Source organism: Vibrio sp. 5S239 (assembly GCF_041439575.1).
GTDB lineage: Bacteria > Pseudomonadota > Gammaproteobacteria > Enterobacterales > Vibrionaceae > Vibrio > Vibrio kanaloae.
In genome coordinates, this window is sequence record NZ_JBGOOM010000001.1 from 470525 (window position 1) to 488898 (window position 18374).

Annotated in this window: 7 protein-coding genes; 4 read left to right on the forward strand and 3 right to left on the reverse strand. The window is 43.6% G+C overall.

All coding sequences use genetic code 11. From position 1 onward, the window contains the following. Nucleotides 1–17 precede the first annotated feature (17 nt). The 3 genes from ACED48_RS02025 to ACED48_RS02035 all read right to left on the reverse strand — a co-directional run bounded on the left by ACED48_RS02025 (nucleotide 18) and on the right by ACED48_RS02035 (nucleotide 3841). Nucleotides 18–587 (reverse strand): protein disulfide oxidoreductase, encoded by a 570-nt coding sequence (locus ACED48_RS02025; RefSeq protein WP_029627213.1) that lies wholly within the window; start codon nucleotides 585–587, stop codon nucleotides 18–20. A gap of 3 nt (nucleotides 588–590) precedes the next feature. Continuing rightward, nucleotides 591–2654, reverse strand: a complete 2064-nt coding sequence (locus ACED48_RS02030; RefSeq protein ID WP_032547978.1) for a protein-disulfide reductase DsbD — start codon at nucleotides 2652–2654, stop codon at nucleotides 591–593. Between the two features lie 938 nt (nucleotides 2655–3592). After that, the gene (locus ACED48_RS02035; RefSeq protein ID WP_017057989.1) at nucleotides 3593–3841 is read right to left on the reverse strand and encodes a hypothetical protein; all 249 of its coding nucleotides are present in this window, start codon (nucleotides 3839–3841) and stop codon (nucleotides 3593–3595) included. Nucleotides 3842–4092: 251 nt separating this feature from the next. On the opposite strand from ACED48_RS02035, the gene ACED48_RS02040 reads away from it, so the two are divergent. From ACED48_RS02040 to ACED48_RS02055, 4 genes are all read left to right on the forward strand, one after another. After that, a complete protein-coding gene (locus tag ACED48_RS02040) occupies nucleotides 4093–5697 on the forward strand; it encodes a mechanosensitive ion channel family protein (protein ID WP_029627215.1) in 1605 nt (534 codons plus the stop codon). A gap of 205 nt (nucleotides 5698–5902) precedes the next feature. Continuing rightward, a complete protein-coding gene (locus ACED48_RS02045; RefSeq protein WP_017057991.1) occupies nucleotides 5903–6742 on the forward strand; it encodes a RecX family transcriptional regulator in 840 nt (279 codons plus the stop codon). A 474-nt stretch (nucleotides 6743–7216) separates the two neighbouring features. Then, a complete protein-coding gene (locus ACED48_RS02050) occupies nucleotides 7217–8845 on the forward strand; it encodes a methyl-accepting chemotaxis protein (RefSeq protein WP_017057992.1) in 1629 nt (542 codons plus the stop codon). A gap of 341 nt (nucleotides 8846–9186) precedes the next feature. Then, nucleotides 9187–18369 (forward strand): RTX toxin, encoded by a 9183-nt coding sequence (locus tag ACED48_RS02055; protein WP_017057993.1) that lies wholly within the window; start codon nucleotides 9187–9189, stop codon nucleotides 18367–18369. Nucleotides 18370–18374 lie beyond the last annotated feature (5 nt).

Below are 18374 nucleotides of genomic sequence, written 5' to 3' on the forward strand. Positions count from 1 at the left end.
TTTTCTTTGTAAGCGAGTTATGCTAAATAGGTTCTGATCCAAAGCCCAATAGGGGAAGTTACGCCCGTTGCGATACTAGTGATCTTTCCGTCTTTGATGATGACGATGCTTGGAGTGACATTAACGCCCCAACTTCTGCTGATTGAGCCAGAAAGATCATTGATAACAGAGAAGTCATACTCTTTTGCATCCAAGTAGCGCTGGACACGTTCGTCTGGACCAGACGATAGAGCGACCGAAACCACCTGATGGGAATCGCCGAAGCTATTGACGGTTGGGCTTACAAATTTGCAGGCACCACACCAAGTCGCCCAAAAATAGACAATGACTGGCTTACCATTTTTGCTTAGCTCGATAACATCAATATCTTCGCCTTGGAGCGATTGACCCACAATTGGAATCGCATCGCCCTGAGGCATGCTTCTGCTGTGATAAAAGTCCATGGCAAATGAAACTACGCCAACGATCAGTATCATTGAAACTAGTTCCTTTCCCCACTTCTTAAGACGACTTGGCTTTTTGGCCTCACCCTTTATAGCGTTGTCTTCAGTCGCGCTAGATTTCTCTTCATTGTTGGGAGTCTTCATCAGTTATCTCGCAGCGTCGATGGCTTGAACGACAGTGTCACTGTCGAGGAGCACAGGCAGTGGAATACCGCTTTTATAACTAGGACCATAGACGATATTAAATGGCACACCAAATCGCCCATTACTTTGTAAGTATTGAGTGACACTTTCACTTGGTGTTGTCCAATCGCCTTTCATCAAAACAATGTCTTCTTGCTGTAGGTGGCTGTGGACAGGATCTTGAAGGATGACACCGATCTTGTTGGCTTTACAGGTGATACACCAATCAGCAGTCACATCAACAAAGACCGTTTTGCCTTCATCAACTAACTGAGGGATTTGTTTCGCATCCAGCTTTTGCCAAGCGAGATCGTCAACAATGGGTGTCGCCCAGTTCTCAGCGGTGACACTACCGACGATCAATGCAGCACCAAATACCAAGGTTGTAGTTGCCATAATAGGAATAAGTACCTTGCGACCCAGTTTCATGCCAATCCAAACCAATACTGAAATCACGATAAACAGTGACAGCAGGATAGTTGGGAATTTACCAATGAATGGGCTCAGAAGGCTTGTTAACCAAAGGCTGGTAATGAACATCATTAAGCCAAAAAACAGCTTAACTTTGAACATCCACGCGCCCGGCTTTGGTAGCAGTTGGGTGAGGCTAGGGAACAGGGCGAAAATAAGCCAAGGTGCACTCATGCCGATGCCAAGTGCGATGAAGATAGCCCATAACTCTTGGTAACTTGCTCCGAGTGCATACGCGACAGCGGTTCCTAAGAATGGCGCGCTACACGGCGTTGCTAACAGCGTCGCAAACATGCCTTGAACAAAGTGGCCTGAATGTGAGTCATCGCCTTTGGTTGCCATCCAAGTGTTTAAACCTGATGGTAGTCTGAATTCGAATAACCCAAGCAGGTTAATTGAGAACAGCAAAGTGATGATCAGCATGAACCCGATAAACCAAACATTTTGGAATTGGATTCCCCAACCAATCGCATTACCCCCCATTTTTAGAGCGGTCATACCTAGGGCTAGCAGCGCAAATGATGTAATGACACCTGATGCAGAAGCTAAGAATGAGAGTCGAATATGACGATTAGATGCCCCTTGGTTTTGAATGATGCTGTTTAGCTTCATTCCTAATACCGGCAACACACATGGCATGATATTGAGGATCAAGCCACCAATTAAGGCAAAGCCAATCATCGCAATAAAGCTGGTGTTACTTGATTGATAGGCAATAGGCTCTGAGCCAACCTGCGCCGTCATCTCTTCAGCAAAGTTAATATCTGAAACCGTGACGCTAACCGTGCGATCGGTTAAGTCGACGTCACCGAGCCAATTACTTACATCGAATACAGCAGTCATTGTGTTGTTATTGATATGAACGGTTGGCTGAGAGAAGAAGTCATCAATCACTTCTTGCCCATCAATCAACACCATCGGCTTATCCCAGCCTTCTTCACTCATGAGCTGAGTCACTAGTTGTTGCTTACTCTTATCCCAGAACAGACCGTTCACCGACGTGCGGTTAGCTTCGCGTGGAGATTGGCTCATGCCTTGATTGAACAAGAACATGGCTTCTTCATCGAGCGCTAATGCTTGTGGGTCGATCGGCAGTTTGATGTCGTAATCGGTTAACACACAGATATTGGTACACGACGGAAAGGTAAACGACGCCCTGAATATTGCAGGCTTCGTGTTGTCTTTCAGGGTTAACGTGACAGGAAAGCTAACGTGCTTTTTGTAGCCTAGCGTCATGACGCCAAGCTGCTCGTAGTACTTAGGTATTGGCCAATGCCACTCTACTGACTCAATGTTTGTTGAATCAGACCAGTCCCAGCTTGGTGGTATACCACCTTCGCCAGGGCTACGCCAATAGGTTTTCCAGTCGCCGTCGAGCACGACATCTAACACGGTTTGAATCTGAGAACCGTCATCCGACTGTTCACCCGTCGACATCATTCGCATTTTGACTGGTGGATGTTCAGGCGCGCTGAGCCAGCCCGTAGTCTGTGCTAAAGCAGTAAATGACGTCATAACCAAAAGGGCAGTGACTAAGGTTTTCGCGCATGTACGCATAGAGAATGCCAAAGAATCGACAAACTTAGTTATTAGTGTGTTGTACACAAATGTATCTCCAAAAAATAAATAAAAGGGTGTAGTAGCCCGGTTATTTACTCTCTAAATATACAGTGCGTTAGATGTAAGCGGTGTTTCGTAGGTCGAGAAGAGAGATGGTTATCTCTAGATAATCTCGATATGTGAGGTGACAAGCTGTATGCGACAGCGATAAATAAAATAAAAGGGGTCAGCCAACCTGTTTTAGGTGTGGAAAAGTTGAGCATTTTCGAGCTCAGACTGCATGAGTTCGAATTAGACTCCGTTAGTGCTTTAGATGCTTCTGAGCCAAACACGCTGCCATATAGTGCTGATATTCTCTCTAATGATGCGACTACCACTTGTGGGCCATTCGTTTCTGCACCAACGATTACTGATTGGCCAATAAGGAAGTTGGAAACTGTTACTTTCTTTGCCGATAGCGTGCTCGCCAGACAAGTTACGATAACCAGTCCGGTAAGAAGAAGCGCCCAAAGCGATTGCCTTTGTTGGCGGTTCTGTTGGGATAAAAAAAGCAGTTGTGTATTCAGCAAATCAGTCAGTAATCGAATCAGTTAGTATTTAACACGGGTTATAAGCAGGCTAGCTTAGATAACTTTGCCTCGTGCCACAAGTCATAAAATTGTTAAAGTGGCAAGGCTAGGTAGAGGCAAAGCCTAACGTCTAAGGCACCAAAGTCCAACTTAAGTTCATAATAATCTGTTCTTTTTTCTATGAGTCGTGTTTATATTTAAATGGCATCAATATAAGCGGTGAGGTGCGATATTGATATGTACTAAAGTGCAATAGATATGAGGTGCTTTAAGCGTCAGACATGAAAAAGCCCAATCGTTCGTTAGTAATCACATTGGGCTTTTTCAATTGGTTTTTAGTGCTTCGTCGCGACTAATTAGAGCGCCTTAGTGGGTACGACGAGGACCGTTCCGTACTAGGTCTTTGCCATTATCAAACACTTCTTGGGTGATCCAACGTGCAAGTAGAACTTTGTGGCTGCTATTGAATACAGCGACGAAGTGGCGGCCATCTGCGTTATTGGTTGCCATACCTACGCCTTCAACCCCTTCAAGGCCTAAGCCGCCGGCTTCCACTGAAATTAAGAATTTTTCTAGCTCTTCTAGAGACTCAATAAGATCAAGTTCGTTATTCATTTATATGCTCTCTTGCTGTGAGCCAACATCCAGCTGATGACGTTTTAGTGCATGCGTTTAAGTGGTGATATTGGCCGTTGTTCTTTGTGGGGGCGTACTCTACAGATCATAAGAAGGGATTGGAACTCTCAAATATTAGATGCCGACTAATTTTTTGCAAACTTTTAACATAATATACGTTTAAATGTTTGTTATTCATCTTCTTTTTACTACTATTGATAGGGTCGATGTAGACAATGGTAAGGATTAGTATGATGAAGGTTTGGCGTTGTCTATTGTTAATGTTGACGTTTGTAGCATTTGGCAGTTTTGCGCAAAGCGTTGAAAAAATAGCAGCAGTACAAGAGCAGTTATTGCTTGATTTAGCAACACTAGAAACGGCGCATGATGCTGAGAAACCATTTCTGGAAGATATATTAAGGCGTAAGAACCAAAGCTTACGAGAAGAGATTATTTCCCAGTTATCATCTGATACAAAAGAAGGGCTTGATGTCACTCTTGCTAAGCAGGTTGAACTCTTACAAAAATTGCTGGCATTGAATGAAGTTAAAATTGCTTCAATGACCAAGGAAAGCCTTTCCGCTGAAAATGATGTTCAAAAGCGTCTCGAATTACAAATCCAAAGACGAGTCCGAATGATGGACACTTACTATCAGCAGTTGGCTAAGACACTAAATTGGTCGAAAAATCGTGGTGTAGATGTCACTGTCCATGAAAGTGAGTTAAAAACGGCGCTAATCGCTCGTTCTCAATATCTTACTAATGCCATTTTATACACGGACACACAGCGTCAAGACTTAGAGGCGCGTTTGTCTTTTGTTAGTGAAGAAGACAAAGCCGCCATTAAAACCGAACTTGAACGCTTTAGTGAACGTATTAGTACCATGGTGGCGAGCTTAGAAAAGACCATCACTTTAATGGAACCGTTTGGCGTGGATATGACTTCCTACAAGCGGGTACTACTGACGACGACAGGTGATATCAATGTCGATGTGTTAGAGGTTGATGTAGCGCTCGAATTGTTGGATGGGTGGCTTCGCTCGTTGAGCTCATGGGCTTTTGAAAACGCCCCCTCTTTTATTGTCAAACTCGCCTTATTTTTAGGCATTTTGTATGTGACTCGTTTAATTTCCAATATTACTCGTAAGACGGTCCGGAAAAGTGTGTCGCACTCAAAAATGGACTTTAGCTTATTAATGCAGGAGTTCTTTGTATCAATCGCATCTAAAGCCGTTGTTTTTATCGGTTTGCTTATCGCACTCTCTCAAATTGGGATTGAGCTAGCTCCGTTACTCACTGGTTTTGGTGTCGCGGGCATCATTATTGGTTTCGCGTTGCAAGATACGTTGTCGAATTTCGCATCGGGTTTGATGATCTTGATCTACCGTCCTTACGATGTTGGAGACATGGTTAAAGTATCAGGCGTTCAAGGTACTGTAAAAGACATGAACTTAGTCTCTACCACTGTTCAAACGATCGATAACCAACGTTTGGTTATCCCAAACAACAAGATCTGGGGGGATGTGATCAACAACATCACTGCAGAACGTGTGAGACGGGTTGATATGGTTTTTGGTATTGGTTACTCCGATGACATCGATAAAGCAAAATCTGTGTTGAACGACATCATCATTGCACACCCTTTAGTGCTAAAAAAACCAGAGCATATGATCAAGCTTCATACCTTGAATACCTCTTCTGTAGATTTCGTGGTAAGGCCTTGGGTTAAGACCGATGACTACTGGGATGTGTACTGGGACGTAACAGAAACGGTTAAGAAACGCTTTGATGAAGAAGGCATCACGATTCCATTCCCTCAACGAGATGTTCATATTTATAATCATGAAGAGAGTTGATTTTTTCTCTAAACGAACAGTTTAAGACTAAGGAAAGTTAATCATAAATGGGCTCCTGAAACGGTGCCTATTTTTATGTGTGTTAGATAGGCAGTGCCAGCACCACTGACAAGAATAAATAAGCTATGATGATAGACGTTCAGCAAATGGTGCACAGAAAGTAAAGCAGTATACCGAGTGCAGGTTGAGGCTAGGAGTAAACGACATGAATGATTCACAGCAAAAAACCAATACAAGAAATACAACGGTAAGAAAAACGACACGAATCGAAAGTGTTATGAACTCTGCGATGTGGCATCTAACTCAGAGGGATATGACAGAGAGTGAGCTGATTGCGAAGCTGAGAGTGAAGACGGACAATCAAGATTGGATCGATGAAACTCTAGGAACTCTGAAAGGCTTTGGGTATCTCAAGTCTGACCAAGTGTTTGCAGAACAATTCGTAGAACAAGCATTCTCTGGTGAATTTGGTTCTCGATATATTGTAGAAAAGTTGAAAAAGAAAGGGTTAACAGACTCAATTATTGCTGATGCGATTCATAAGGTTTCTGCAGACAAAAATATAGATGAGCAAACCATCTTGATAGACAGAATCAACAACTACTATACAAGTTTTAGTATGAGCCGTGAAAAGCTTGTCGCAGCATTACAAAAACGTGGTTTTAGCTATCAACAGGTGAAAATTGCCATTGAACAGCACCCGCAAGCGTATGAACTGAAAAGTAATATCCAAATTAAGGCAGAAAAAGCCGATTTGGAGAAAGAAGTGCTCAAGTATGCTCGAAAAGGTAAAGGCATGACCGCTATCCAACAAGAGCTTAGGCAACGAAAAATCGACACCAGCGAGCTGTCATCGTTAGTTGACCGATTGATTAATGAAGAGCAGCTAGATTTCTATTCTTCGTGTTTAGAACAATTGCAGAAGAAGTCTTATGACCTAAACGATCATAAAGAACGCTCAAAGGCTTACGCCATGTTGAGTCGTAAAGGCTTTTCATCCGAAGAGATCAAGTTTGCATTGAGTGAGGGGAATGAGGCGAGTTGACGAGGGGAAAGCTTTTAGATCGAGTACTAGGTATGCTGAGTATCCGTTAATGATTGCCATTTAGACCACTAAGTCACTGAGTTTCAGCTATAACATTCATGTTTGTATTTACATTGTTGATACTTTAGTCACTATGGTGCAATATCAGTCTATTAGAGTAATGTTTAGACATCGCTAGTGGCCCTATGACAGCGATTGAGCATTTTCACCGTGACTATTTTTAATATTACAGACTTATTATTATCTCGAATTAACGATAACTTCTAGATTATCAATACCATATCTTGAAGGTAATTAGATGTATGAGCAGAGTTCATGATTATATTTTGAAAATAGTGATAACACATTACCAAGATAGAGCGAAGTTATCGCGTTAACCTGAATTATAAAAAGGTGCCAAGTCGTTACATTAATGGGGAATATATAACCTGTGTCATATCTAGATGTTCTATTAACGCTGTTTGGAGTAAGTTTATGAGTATTAAAGACTTAAGTGTCGTAAAAAAAATATGGTTGAGCTATTTAACCGTATTTATTGTATTTGCAGCAGTATCGATTATGTTGGTACTGAGTTTATCGACACTTAATAAGGATATTTCAGTTCTTACAGAGAAAAGTTTACCTTCTGTCGCTATTCTGAAAGGAATCCAAGTAGACATTACTAAAGTGCGAAAAGATGAGTTTTCATTATTACCAAATGGAAATAGCCCTCAAATTGGTGAATGGCTGAAAGATCTAGATCAATGGCGTGCAGATGTACAATCAGGTATTGCTGATTTTGAATCTCTGGCTCTTAATCTTGAAGAAAAGAAGTCGTTTAACACCTTCAAGGATACTTGGAGTCAATATATACAAGAGACTAGGCCTTATAATGACTTGTTGAGTCAGGGGAAGCCTGATGAAGCAAATAAAATCGTGCTATCCAGTTTTTCCACCTATTCAAAAGCACTTAAAAGTTTGGACGATACGCTTGCCTTAAATAATGAGTTGGTCAACCATATTGGTGAAGAGGTTCATGCAGAAGCGCTTGCTACTAAATATAGTGCAGGCATTGGTGCAGTAGTGATTTTCATTGTTATAGGACTGTCTTCTGTCGTACTTTCTCGTGCGATTTGTCGCCCTGTTGATCGTGCATTGGCGTTTGCTTCCAAGATAGCGCAAGGCCAGTTGACCAACACGATTGATGAGAAAGAGCTTACTAAAGATGAGTTAGGTACTTTGTTGAAAGAGCTAGTAACAATGCAAGGCAACTTGCATTCATTGGTTTCTGATATCAGCGATTCCACAATTCAGCTTACAGCGGCGGTAGAGGAAGTGAGTGCTATCTCCTCTCAAACCGCTTCTGGCATGCAGAATCAACAGCTTGAACTGAGTTCTGTTGCTTCGGCAATGACAGAAATGCAAGCAGCAGTAGGGGAAGTGGCACAAAACACCGAGGTTGGTGCGACGTCTGCTTACTCAGCTACCGAGGTGACAAAAAAGGGAACAGATACTCTTCAACGTACCACTGCTGTCATACAGCGAGTGTCACAAATTATTCAAGACTCTGATGATTTAGCACAAGAGCTTGAATCTAGCTCGAATAACATCAACCTAGTTGTTGACGTGATTCGTGGTATCGCAGAACAGACAAACCTACTTGCACTCAATGCGGCCATTGAAGCTGCGCGTGCGGGTGAGCAAGGACGAGGATTTGCGGTAGTGGCTGATGAAGTTCGTTCATTGGCTCAACGTACGCAAGATTCTACCTCGCAAATTGTCGAAATAGTCAATCAACTGCAAGAAAACACCAACAAGATGGGGAGCTCAAGCCGTGATTGCCAAGCCGGGATTGCTCAGTGTGTCGAGCAGGTCAATGAGGCCGGTAGTCAAATCCAAGAAATTGAACAATCGGTAGATAATATAGCTCAAATGAGCACTCAAATTGCAACGGCGTGCAGCGAACAAAATTCGGTTTCTGAAGAGCTTAATCGTAGTGTCGATCAGATTAACAGTACATCTACAGAAATGGCTGAGGGGGCATCGCAAACCGCGGTAGCTTGTCAGCAAATTAGCAGCCTTGCTCATAATCTTAAAGCTAGGATGGAAACGTTTAAGCTCTGACTTATTCCCACATTATCCGCTCAATTTTATATTGAGGCTGAAAATAAAAAGGACGAAGAATATCGTCCTTTTTTGTATTTATGGGTACTCGTTAGTTTTTAGCTTCCTTTAAAACAACGCTTGAATTTCAAGATAATGGCAAATTCATCAAATGTATTCGGTGATGTTGCATATAACGGAATGTAAGTCACAAGCTCACGGTTTACTTTATGGCATATGAGTGCTAATTAATAAACTGTTTTGCTGCTAGTATTAACTAGGGAAAGTTCGCTGATTCTCCCGCCTTTCATTGAATCTATTCATGTTCTCAGGTCAGCGTTTTTGTAAGGAAGAGGTTTAGGATGGATCCTATTTTATATATCGAAGTTGGTGGTGTTGTATGGCAAGTCTTCCCTGATGGCACTTGGCTTCAACTGCCTGCATCACAACTTAAAGTTGAAGGTGTGCAAGTCGTTACTATTGAGCCTCAAAGTTTGGAACAGGCTCAACCCCTCACAGCAATACAAATAGCCGCTGTTGAGCAGGAGCTAGAAGAGGTGGTGACTCAGCTTGTCAACAACATCGAAAGTGCACCTCAACAGCAGAGTCCTGCCTATGATCAACCCAGCGCAAGCGCCTCTTTCATTGCTTATGTCCGCTCTACATTAGACGAAACCCTTGCGAAAGCAGGCTTTGATACGCGCCCTACAGAATATGAAGAAGAAGACACTACCTCAAACGACGGTAACCTAGATGCGCTACTACCTAGCGCAGAACTCACGGTTGATATACTCGATGGCGGTGATGGATACGAAAACCAATTTGAAGTACCAGGTGTTACGATTACGGGCACGGCTGCGGATGTTCGAGATGGACGTACCGTTGTTCTTACCATCACTGATGTTAATGGCAACACGGTTACCACAACGGCAATTACTAATAACGAAACTTATGTTGTAAACGGTGTCGACCTTTCTTTATTGACTGAAGGCGATCTTCAGGTCGATGCGATCATTGCTGATGATTTTGGTAATAGCATTACAGCCAACGATTCCACAATCAAAGATACGCTAGCGACGATTGATGTCGACTTTGATGGTTTTGGTGATGAGTTTTACAACCAATTTGAAATATCGAATGGGGTGCTAGTTGGTACGGTTGCCAATGTTGAAGATGGTCAGACGATAAGCATTTCAATTACCGATAGTCAAGGTCTCACACAAGACTATACAACGACAGTATCCGGTGGAACTTGGACTCTCACCCTTCAAGATTACTCAAGCTTCGCAGAGGGTGGGTTGACGGTTGTTGCTAACACCATCGATATGGCCGGAAACCCTACTACAGCGACTGACACCATTGTTAAAGATACGCTCGCAAGTATTACAGCGAGTGTTGACGATGGAGGTGATGGCGTTCTCAACAGCTTCGAAATTCAATCCGCCAAATTCTTCGGTACAGTCCAAAATGTTGAGGATGGTCAATCGGTCAACATCCGTATTTCAGACAGTACCACCAATGTTATCGTGCTGACAGCAACGGTTGTGAATGGCGCTTGGTCTGTGGAGGGTGTGGACTTAACAAGTTTTGCTGACGGTAGTATTACCATCGAGGCTGACACGATTGATGTAGCAGGTAACCCGGCTTCTGCAGCAAATAGTGCAGGGGTAGTTGTTATCGATACCGTATCTCCAGTTATTGACATTGATACGCTAGACGGTTTTAGCATTTTGGCATTTCGTAGTGGCCAACTTACAACCATGCAGGGGACAACTAATGTTGCCGAAGGGCTCCCTGTTTACATTGAAGTCAGTGACGGGACTCAGACTCTAGTCTTTGAGGGCGTAGTTGATTCTGCGGGTAACTGGCAGGCGGAGAACATTGACATCTCTACTTTGGATTCGTCTGCAGAATGGACGGTTGACGCAAAAGTTTTCAATACAGTCGGCAACGAAGCCATTGATGGCATGCCGACGATTATTCTTCCTGAATCTGTGGTGTTTTCGGAGAATGTCATCGGTATTTTCGGAGATGAAACACAAACGTCTGATATTCGCATCGATTTTGCAGACTTCTCGTTTGGTGATGATCAAAGTTTAGCTGAGTCAATAACATCTCAGGGCTTATCGATTACCATAGCGGTATCGGCTGACAAACAAAGCCTTGTCGGAACACGAAGCGATGGCCAAATTGTATTCGACGCTGCTATTTCTGGCAGCAGCGTAAACATCAACTTCTATAAGGTGATCGACCAAGAGGCAGGATTAGATTCAATTCAGACAGCTCTGATCATTGAGGGCTTACAGACTGATGCGGACGGCACGACTGAGCTCGTCATCGGTCATTTACCTATTGTTATCAAGGACTCGGATCCACTCATTTTTGATGAGTCTTATGAAGTCATTGAAGGTCAAGTCGTATCAGGAAATGTACTTAACAACGACATCGATCTTGATACCCAGCTAACTATAAAAAGTGTCGAAGTTGATGGTACGACACAAACACTATCAGGTAGCACCCCTGTTTCTTTTGCTTTGGATGAAGGTGTTTTAACTGTTTTTTCAAATGGCCACTGGACGTTTGTCGCCAACAGAAATTTAGACCACACCGTAGCTCAAAACATCACTTTCAACTATGTCGCAGGCGATAGCAGTAATGACTTCGGAAATGGCACTGCAGTCATCGATATTTTTGATGGTGAGGCGGGGTTAGTTGTTGATGGGACAACGACCAGCTCAGAAGGTGACGTGTCTGATGGGGTCCAAACTGTAGTCGGTCAGTTTACCGTTTCCGCTGGCTCAGATAATCCAGATCCCGCTTCGATTGTCTTTAATGCTAATACTCTGGTCCAGTTAGACACTTTGGGCTTGACGACTGGAGGTGAGGAGTCTCCTCTAACCTATACGTTATCGAATGATGGTAAAACGATTACCGCGCAAGCAAATGGAGAAACGATATTCACACTAACGTTGAGTGCAGCCGCTAGTGGTATTGATGTTCTAGCAGATGTATCCCTAGTGTTAGAACAACCTATAAACCACCTGATCAGCAATGATTCCATCACTTTACCGCTTATTATTGATGGGGAAGATTTAGACGGTACTTCTTTAGAACAAGGGCGGTTTGATTGGATTATTGAGGATGGTGCGGACCCTGTTTTAACGTCGATCAGTAATGCCAGCATCGATGAGTCAGACCTTGTTCTCGGCAGTGTTTCTGATACTGGCACCTTCAATCTCAACGTCGGAAGTGACTTTGTCGAGTCTGTATTTTTTGATGTAGGAGATCAGCCGCAGTTATATAGTGGTGGCGAGCAAATTATTTATGTGGTGTCGGCCGATGGAAATGAACTGATTGGTTATGTCGGCTCTGAAAGTGTTGAAAATAAAGCGTTTACCTTGAGTTTCTCGTTACCTTCAGGTGAGGAAGATACTGATGTTACTTATACCTTTGAACTGTTTAAGGGGCTTGACCAAAAAAACATTACAGACGAAATACCGTTTGTTATCACTGCTAGAGATGATGATAACGACGAAACACAATTAACCTTGAACGTCTCGATTACTGATGGCGGAGAACCAACGATTGGTTCAGGGACCGTTGAACTCAGTGAAGTTCCTGTTGCTGATATCACTCCGTCGGGAGTCGGTTCTACAGCAAACGTGAGTTTGGCGGTTACTGCGGGTAATGACCCTCTGGTTTACTTGGGGTTAGATGTGGCGAATGGCCAAGTTGTATTAGGCAGTGATGGTGCTGCTGTTACCAGTAATGGTGAAGCATTGACTTGGCGTGACAACGGTAATGGTACATTTGATGCTGTTCTTGGCAATGGTAATGCTGTTTTAAAAATCCGGCTACCAGATGACTTTACTCTTGAAGCAAATGGTTCAACAAACGTAACGGTTGTTATTGAGTTATATCAGTCCATTGATCATGGATCTGGTTTGAAAGATACCGAGCTGACCATACCAGCTTCTATCGTCACTATCGATTCTGATGGGTCGAGAGACACTCAAGAGTCCGACATTAAAATATACGATGGTAAGGACCCTGCATTCTCAATTGTAGGTAGTATATCTGTTGATGAAGATGGACTCATTGGTGACAACGAACAAGCCGGTACTGAAGAACCGAGTCCATCAATATCCATAATTCAAGGCTCAGACGATATTGCTTCCGTATCAATTGATACTGATGCATTTGATGCACTTGGTTACAGCAGTGCCGGAAAAGCGATCTCCCTTCAGGCTGCTGATCCTGATGGTTGGTATTACGGGCAAGACTCTGACGGAAGCAACGTATTTAGAATTCGTTTTAATACTGACGGGACGACAGAGTTTGATCTATATGCGCCACTTGATCACGACTACGGTAACAACGGTGAAAACAATCTCGCCCTCAATTTTGAACTTACAGTTAATGATGCGGATGGAGACCGTTCTGATCCCGCTATTTATTCTGTCAACGTAAAAGATGATGTTCCGTCTGCTCGAGATGGTTCTATTGAAATGGTTGAGGGTGATAACCTCAATGGGCAGTTCTTAACCGAAGAATTTTCAGGCGCAGACGGCGCAGAAATTATTAGCTTCACTTATCGAAATGTCACCTATACGTTTGATAACGCAGGTACACCAATTACGATCAATTTGATTAATGATTATGATGGTGGGTCGACTTACGGGCAGTTTACGCTTTCACCTGATGGTAGTTATCAGCTGATCACCAATCCAAACGTATCGACAGACCCCGCTGATCCTAAGATCGTTGATGACATCGATTATCTGGTGCGAGATGCGGATGGCGATGAAGTCATTAGTAACGCTGAGCTTATACTGGATGATAACGAAGGTTTTATTCGTTATGAAGATTCTCAAACCACAGAAGACAACGATGCCATTATCGTTGTGAGCGTTTCTACTGGAGACGTTGACCAAAGTGAAACTGTTACGGCCATTGAATTCTCAGAAGATTCTTTGCAAGGCGGTAGCCTGTATTTAGATGGTGTATTACTTCAAGTGGTTGATGGCAAGGTGACGCTTTCAGGTAATCAGCTAACGGCGATTGACAGCCAGTTTACTGGCCCAAATGGTCAATTGACTTATCGACCTGCACTTCATGAATCGAATACGACTTCAACGGTTATTCTAGCAATCAACGCCATCATTAGTACCGATACGGTTCCAAAGGAACTTACAGCCGATATTGCGGTTTCTGTTTTGCCTGTGGCTGACGCGCCGGATTGGTCTGATTCGGTCTTCACCTATCAATCTGTTGAAGATGACGCAGATCCAATTAAATTAGATATCACCGCTCAGTTGGTTGACCAAGATACATCTGAAGAATTGTCTTACACCATTAGTGGCATTCCAGATGGTCTGAATATCACCTTGAACGGAAATGCAGTTAAAGAGGGTAAAGAGTACACTCAGCCCCAAATCGACAAAATGGAAATTAGAGCCGATGAAAACCTCGCGGGTCGATTTGAATTTGATATTACTGCGATTGCGACTGAAGCGGGGAATACCTTTGCTGAACCAGATGATAAAACGGCCGATATCGTCAATACCGTCGTGGTTGAGATTTCACCGGATGCTGATACTCCACATGTATCGGTTAAGGACTACAAAGGCCTAGAAGATGAAACCATCTTCCTCAAGAACGTGATTGATGGATCGCTAACGGATACCGATGGTTCTGAATCGTTAAGCTACCAAATCGAAGTGCAAGACGGTTGGTCTATTCAAGGCGGACTATTTGAACTGATTGGCCCTAACACTTACTTAGTGTCGGCTGGTGCGATTGAGAACGATGTCGCTTATTTAGTACCAAAAGAAGACATCAGTTCATTTACCGAAGATCTGTTTATTAAGGTTACGGCGGTAGCGACGGAATCGACCGTTGATTCATTAGATCCAATTAACGTGACCGCGCTTAGCGATACCAAAACCATCAATATTTTCCTCAAAGGTGTCGTCGATGAGCCTATTGTTGTGGATGGCGGCAATGCACACTGGGAATATGACAGCGATACCAAAGTTATCAGCAACCAATCTGTTCTCAATGAAGATGGTTTGATTCGTCTCGATTTTGTCGTCCAAACCTCAGATGACGATGTTTCAGAAGAGATTAATATACTGCTGACCGATATTCCTGACGGCACCTTGCTGGTGGATTCATTCGGCGAGCCAGTGTCGTTAACCATCGCCTATATTGACGATGTTACTGGCCCAGTATTTCAGGTCTCTAACGCTCAACTGAATGGCCTGTATCTCAAGCCGGTTCCTGACTTTAGTGGTGAATTAGAACTCACCGTTATTGCTATCTCAACTGAGCCCGATGGTGATTCGGGCGAGTTTCCGATGACTCTTAAAGTAGAGGTAGCGCCGGTCGTTGATCAAGAAGACGGTCAAATCGTTAACACTCAAGGTATCGAAGACAGTCAAATAGGTCTGAACCTTGAGCCTTCAGTGAATCAGGATATCGACGGCAGCGAATCCTTGACGGGTTATACCATTGATAGCCTACCTGCAGGTCTCACTCTTTATTTTGATGGGAGTGTTATTCAGGTTCCAGCTTCAGGCTTAGATTTGGACACTCTACTGGATTCGACAACTCCAACGCTTTCGGATCTTCTAAGCAGCGGTAGGCTTTCTGTTACAGCGACAGAAGATTTAAGCGGAACATTCTCACTTCCTATCACCTATGAAGTCACGGATATCTCTCCATCTGATGCCACGGATATTAAAGATATTAGCGGTTCCATTAGCGTGACTGTAGATGCTCGCGTCGAGTTAGACACTCGATTAGAAGGCTCTACAGAGCTATTACAGAGTACAGATGGCTCGCCTGTTGATATATCTAACGCCGTGACGTTCGTCGACGCGGACATCGATGGGTCAGAGTACCTCGATTATATTTTGATCGAAATTCCAGACGGCTATTCGTTGATTGTTGAGCACCCTAATGGTGCCGCGCAAGATAGCTCTGGGAATTGGATTATATCGGCGGATGGGCTAACGAGTGACTCTTTCCAAGAGCTTGCAGCGTACATTTTAGATAATGCGACGATTTCCAGCCCAAGTGATACTCCGGTACTGGATATTGTGGTTCGTGCTCGTGTGATTGATGGTGAAGATGCCAGATATATTGATGCGACTTTCCCGCTGCAAATTACTGGTCATGACGGCGGTGGCGGTTCTTGTGACCCTGTTGGCCCACCGAGCCCGATTCAACCCGATGGCGAAATTAAAACACCTGAAGGGGAAGATATTGATCTCACTGGCTTGCTAAACACCGATGTTGGCAGTGATCCAGACAATGAAATCTCTTTCTATATTCCTGCCGATTCACTTCCTGAAAGCGTTGAGATTTCCGGTGATGGTGTTATTGCTGAATACGATGCTTCTGGTGAGATCGTCGGTTATTCAATCACTGCAGATGGACTCTCGAAACTAACGTTAACGGGCTTGGATGAAGATTTTGCAGGGTGTATTGATTTCACCATAGAGACAATTGAGACTTCACCATGTAGCGGTGATACGGTGACGACGGCCCAAACCATTAGTATCCAAGTTTTGCCTGTGGTCGATGACATTACGGTTGAAGCCGACTCCACAACCATTCAAGAAGATATCGCGACAGACCTTAACCTTGAACTGGTTCTTGGTGATAGCGTTGAAGATGGACAATTAATCACTGGTGAAGGCAATAGCGCTACCGGTAAAGAAACCGTTAACTCTCTAACGGTGAGCATTTCGAATGGAGCGACCTTGTCTGAAACTCCAACAGACACCGGGCTGTTAGTTGACAATGGCGACGGGACTTGGACGGTCACGGACCCTAGTCGTTTGAGTGATGTGTTAGTCACGCCACCTGAGCATTACAGTGGTGAAATCACCCTCACTGTGACAGCAAATATTACCGATGAATCGGATTGCGTGACAGAAACGGATACGCAAGATAAAACGACGGTCGTGACTATTACTGTCGAGCCAATCGCTGATGCGGCGAACTTGATAACAGAGGATATTATCGGAGATGAAGATAATTACATTTCATTGTCATCACTGAGAGCAGAGCTGATTGACCAAGATGGTTCTGAAAATATGTCGCTTTCGTTGAAGGGAGTTCCTGAAGGCGCAGTTGTCGCGATTAAAGTAGGAGACACCTATGAGTTGGTTCCAAACAACGGCGCCGATGGCGGTACCTTTAATGGAAGCCCTACTTACGAGTGGCAGCTCGATCCAAGTCAGTTAGCTAATCTAGTTATTCTGCCACCAAGAGACTTTAGTGGTGATATGAATCTGTCTCTAGAGGCTATTACTCAAGAAGTTGGTACTACGGATATCCGTTATACCCAATCTGAATTTACTGTAGGTGTTAATCCTATAGGTGACAAAGTTGAATTATTCGAGTTGCCAGAGCAACTATCAGGTAGTGAGGATGACGGCATTGTTATACCGCTCGATGCCAATAGTTTTGAAACCAACAGTGATGAGTTTTTAGAGATTACGGTAATAGTGAATGGAACTTCGGATCCATCAGGTTTAGTCGGGCTAGATCGAATTCGAATTGGCTCTGAGACCTCTTCATTTATTTCTTTAGGTAATGGTAGTGTACAAGCAACGATCCTCGTTGCTGCTAGCTCAGTGGATGAGCTCGAATTCTTTGCTGGCGACGCGTGGGGCAATCTCGACATCACGATTACTGGTCAAACTGTCGACCAAAATACGGTGCTTGGTGACTTGGTCAAAGATATTGGAGATCCAAGTTCACAAGATATGACCTTGGTTATCACACCAGAACCTGACGCTCCGTTACTGAGCGTTGAATATCCATCAATAGTCGCGGAAGCAAGCGGCACGATTCCTCTTGGTCTAGATCTTTCTCTAGTTAACCCTGCCGATTCTGAGGAAGGTTTTATTACCATCTACGATATTCCTGCAGGTTTGACGTTCTCACACGGATCGATGGTTGATGGTCAGTATGTGGTGGATTTAGCGGATGTGTCTAATTTAGCAATTACTGGCGGTTATGATGGCGTTGATCCATTTGAACTCACCATCGAACCTTCTGCTGAAATAGGCAACAACCAAGCGGTAGGGTTGCCTCAAACGGTATCGGTTGAATTTGTTGCTGACGGCGACTCTACCATTACCGCGACAGACGATAACGACTTACTGATTGGCGGTACCGGCTCAGATAATTTTGTATTTGAATCATCAGGTTTGGGCAGCGCTGAGGCACCAAGCTACGATGTAGTTCAAGATTTTGATGCATCTCCAAATACGGATGCAATTGACCTCTCGGGTATTTTGGGAAGCCTAGGGCTTAATACAGGGCTAGGGGCAACACAATATCTAGATTTAGAAGAATCTGGTGAGGGCGTGACCATTTCTATTAAGCCAAGTGGAGATGATGACGTTCAACAAAACATCTTATTAACCGATGTTACGTACGACGATCTGTATCAAGGCGACAGTAGCAGTGCATTAGAAGCACAAATTTTACAAAAAATGATAGAAGACAATAATTTAACGCTGTAAGTTAG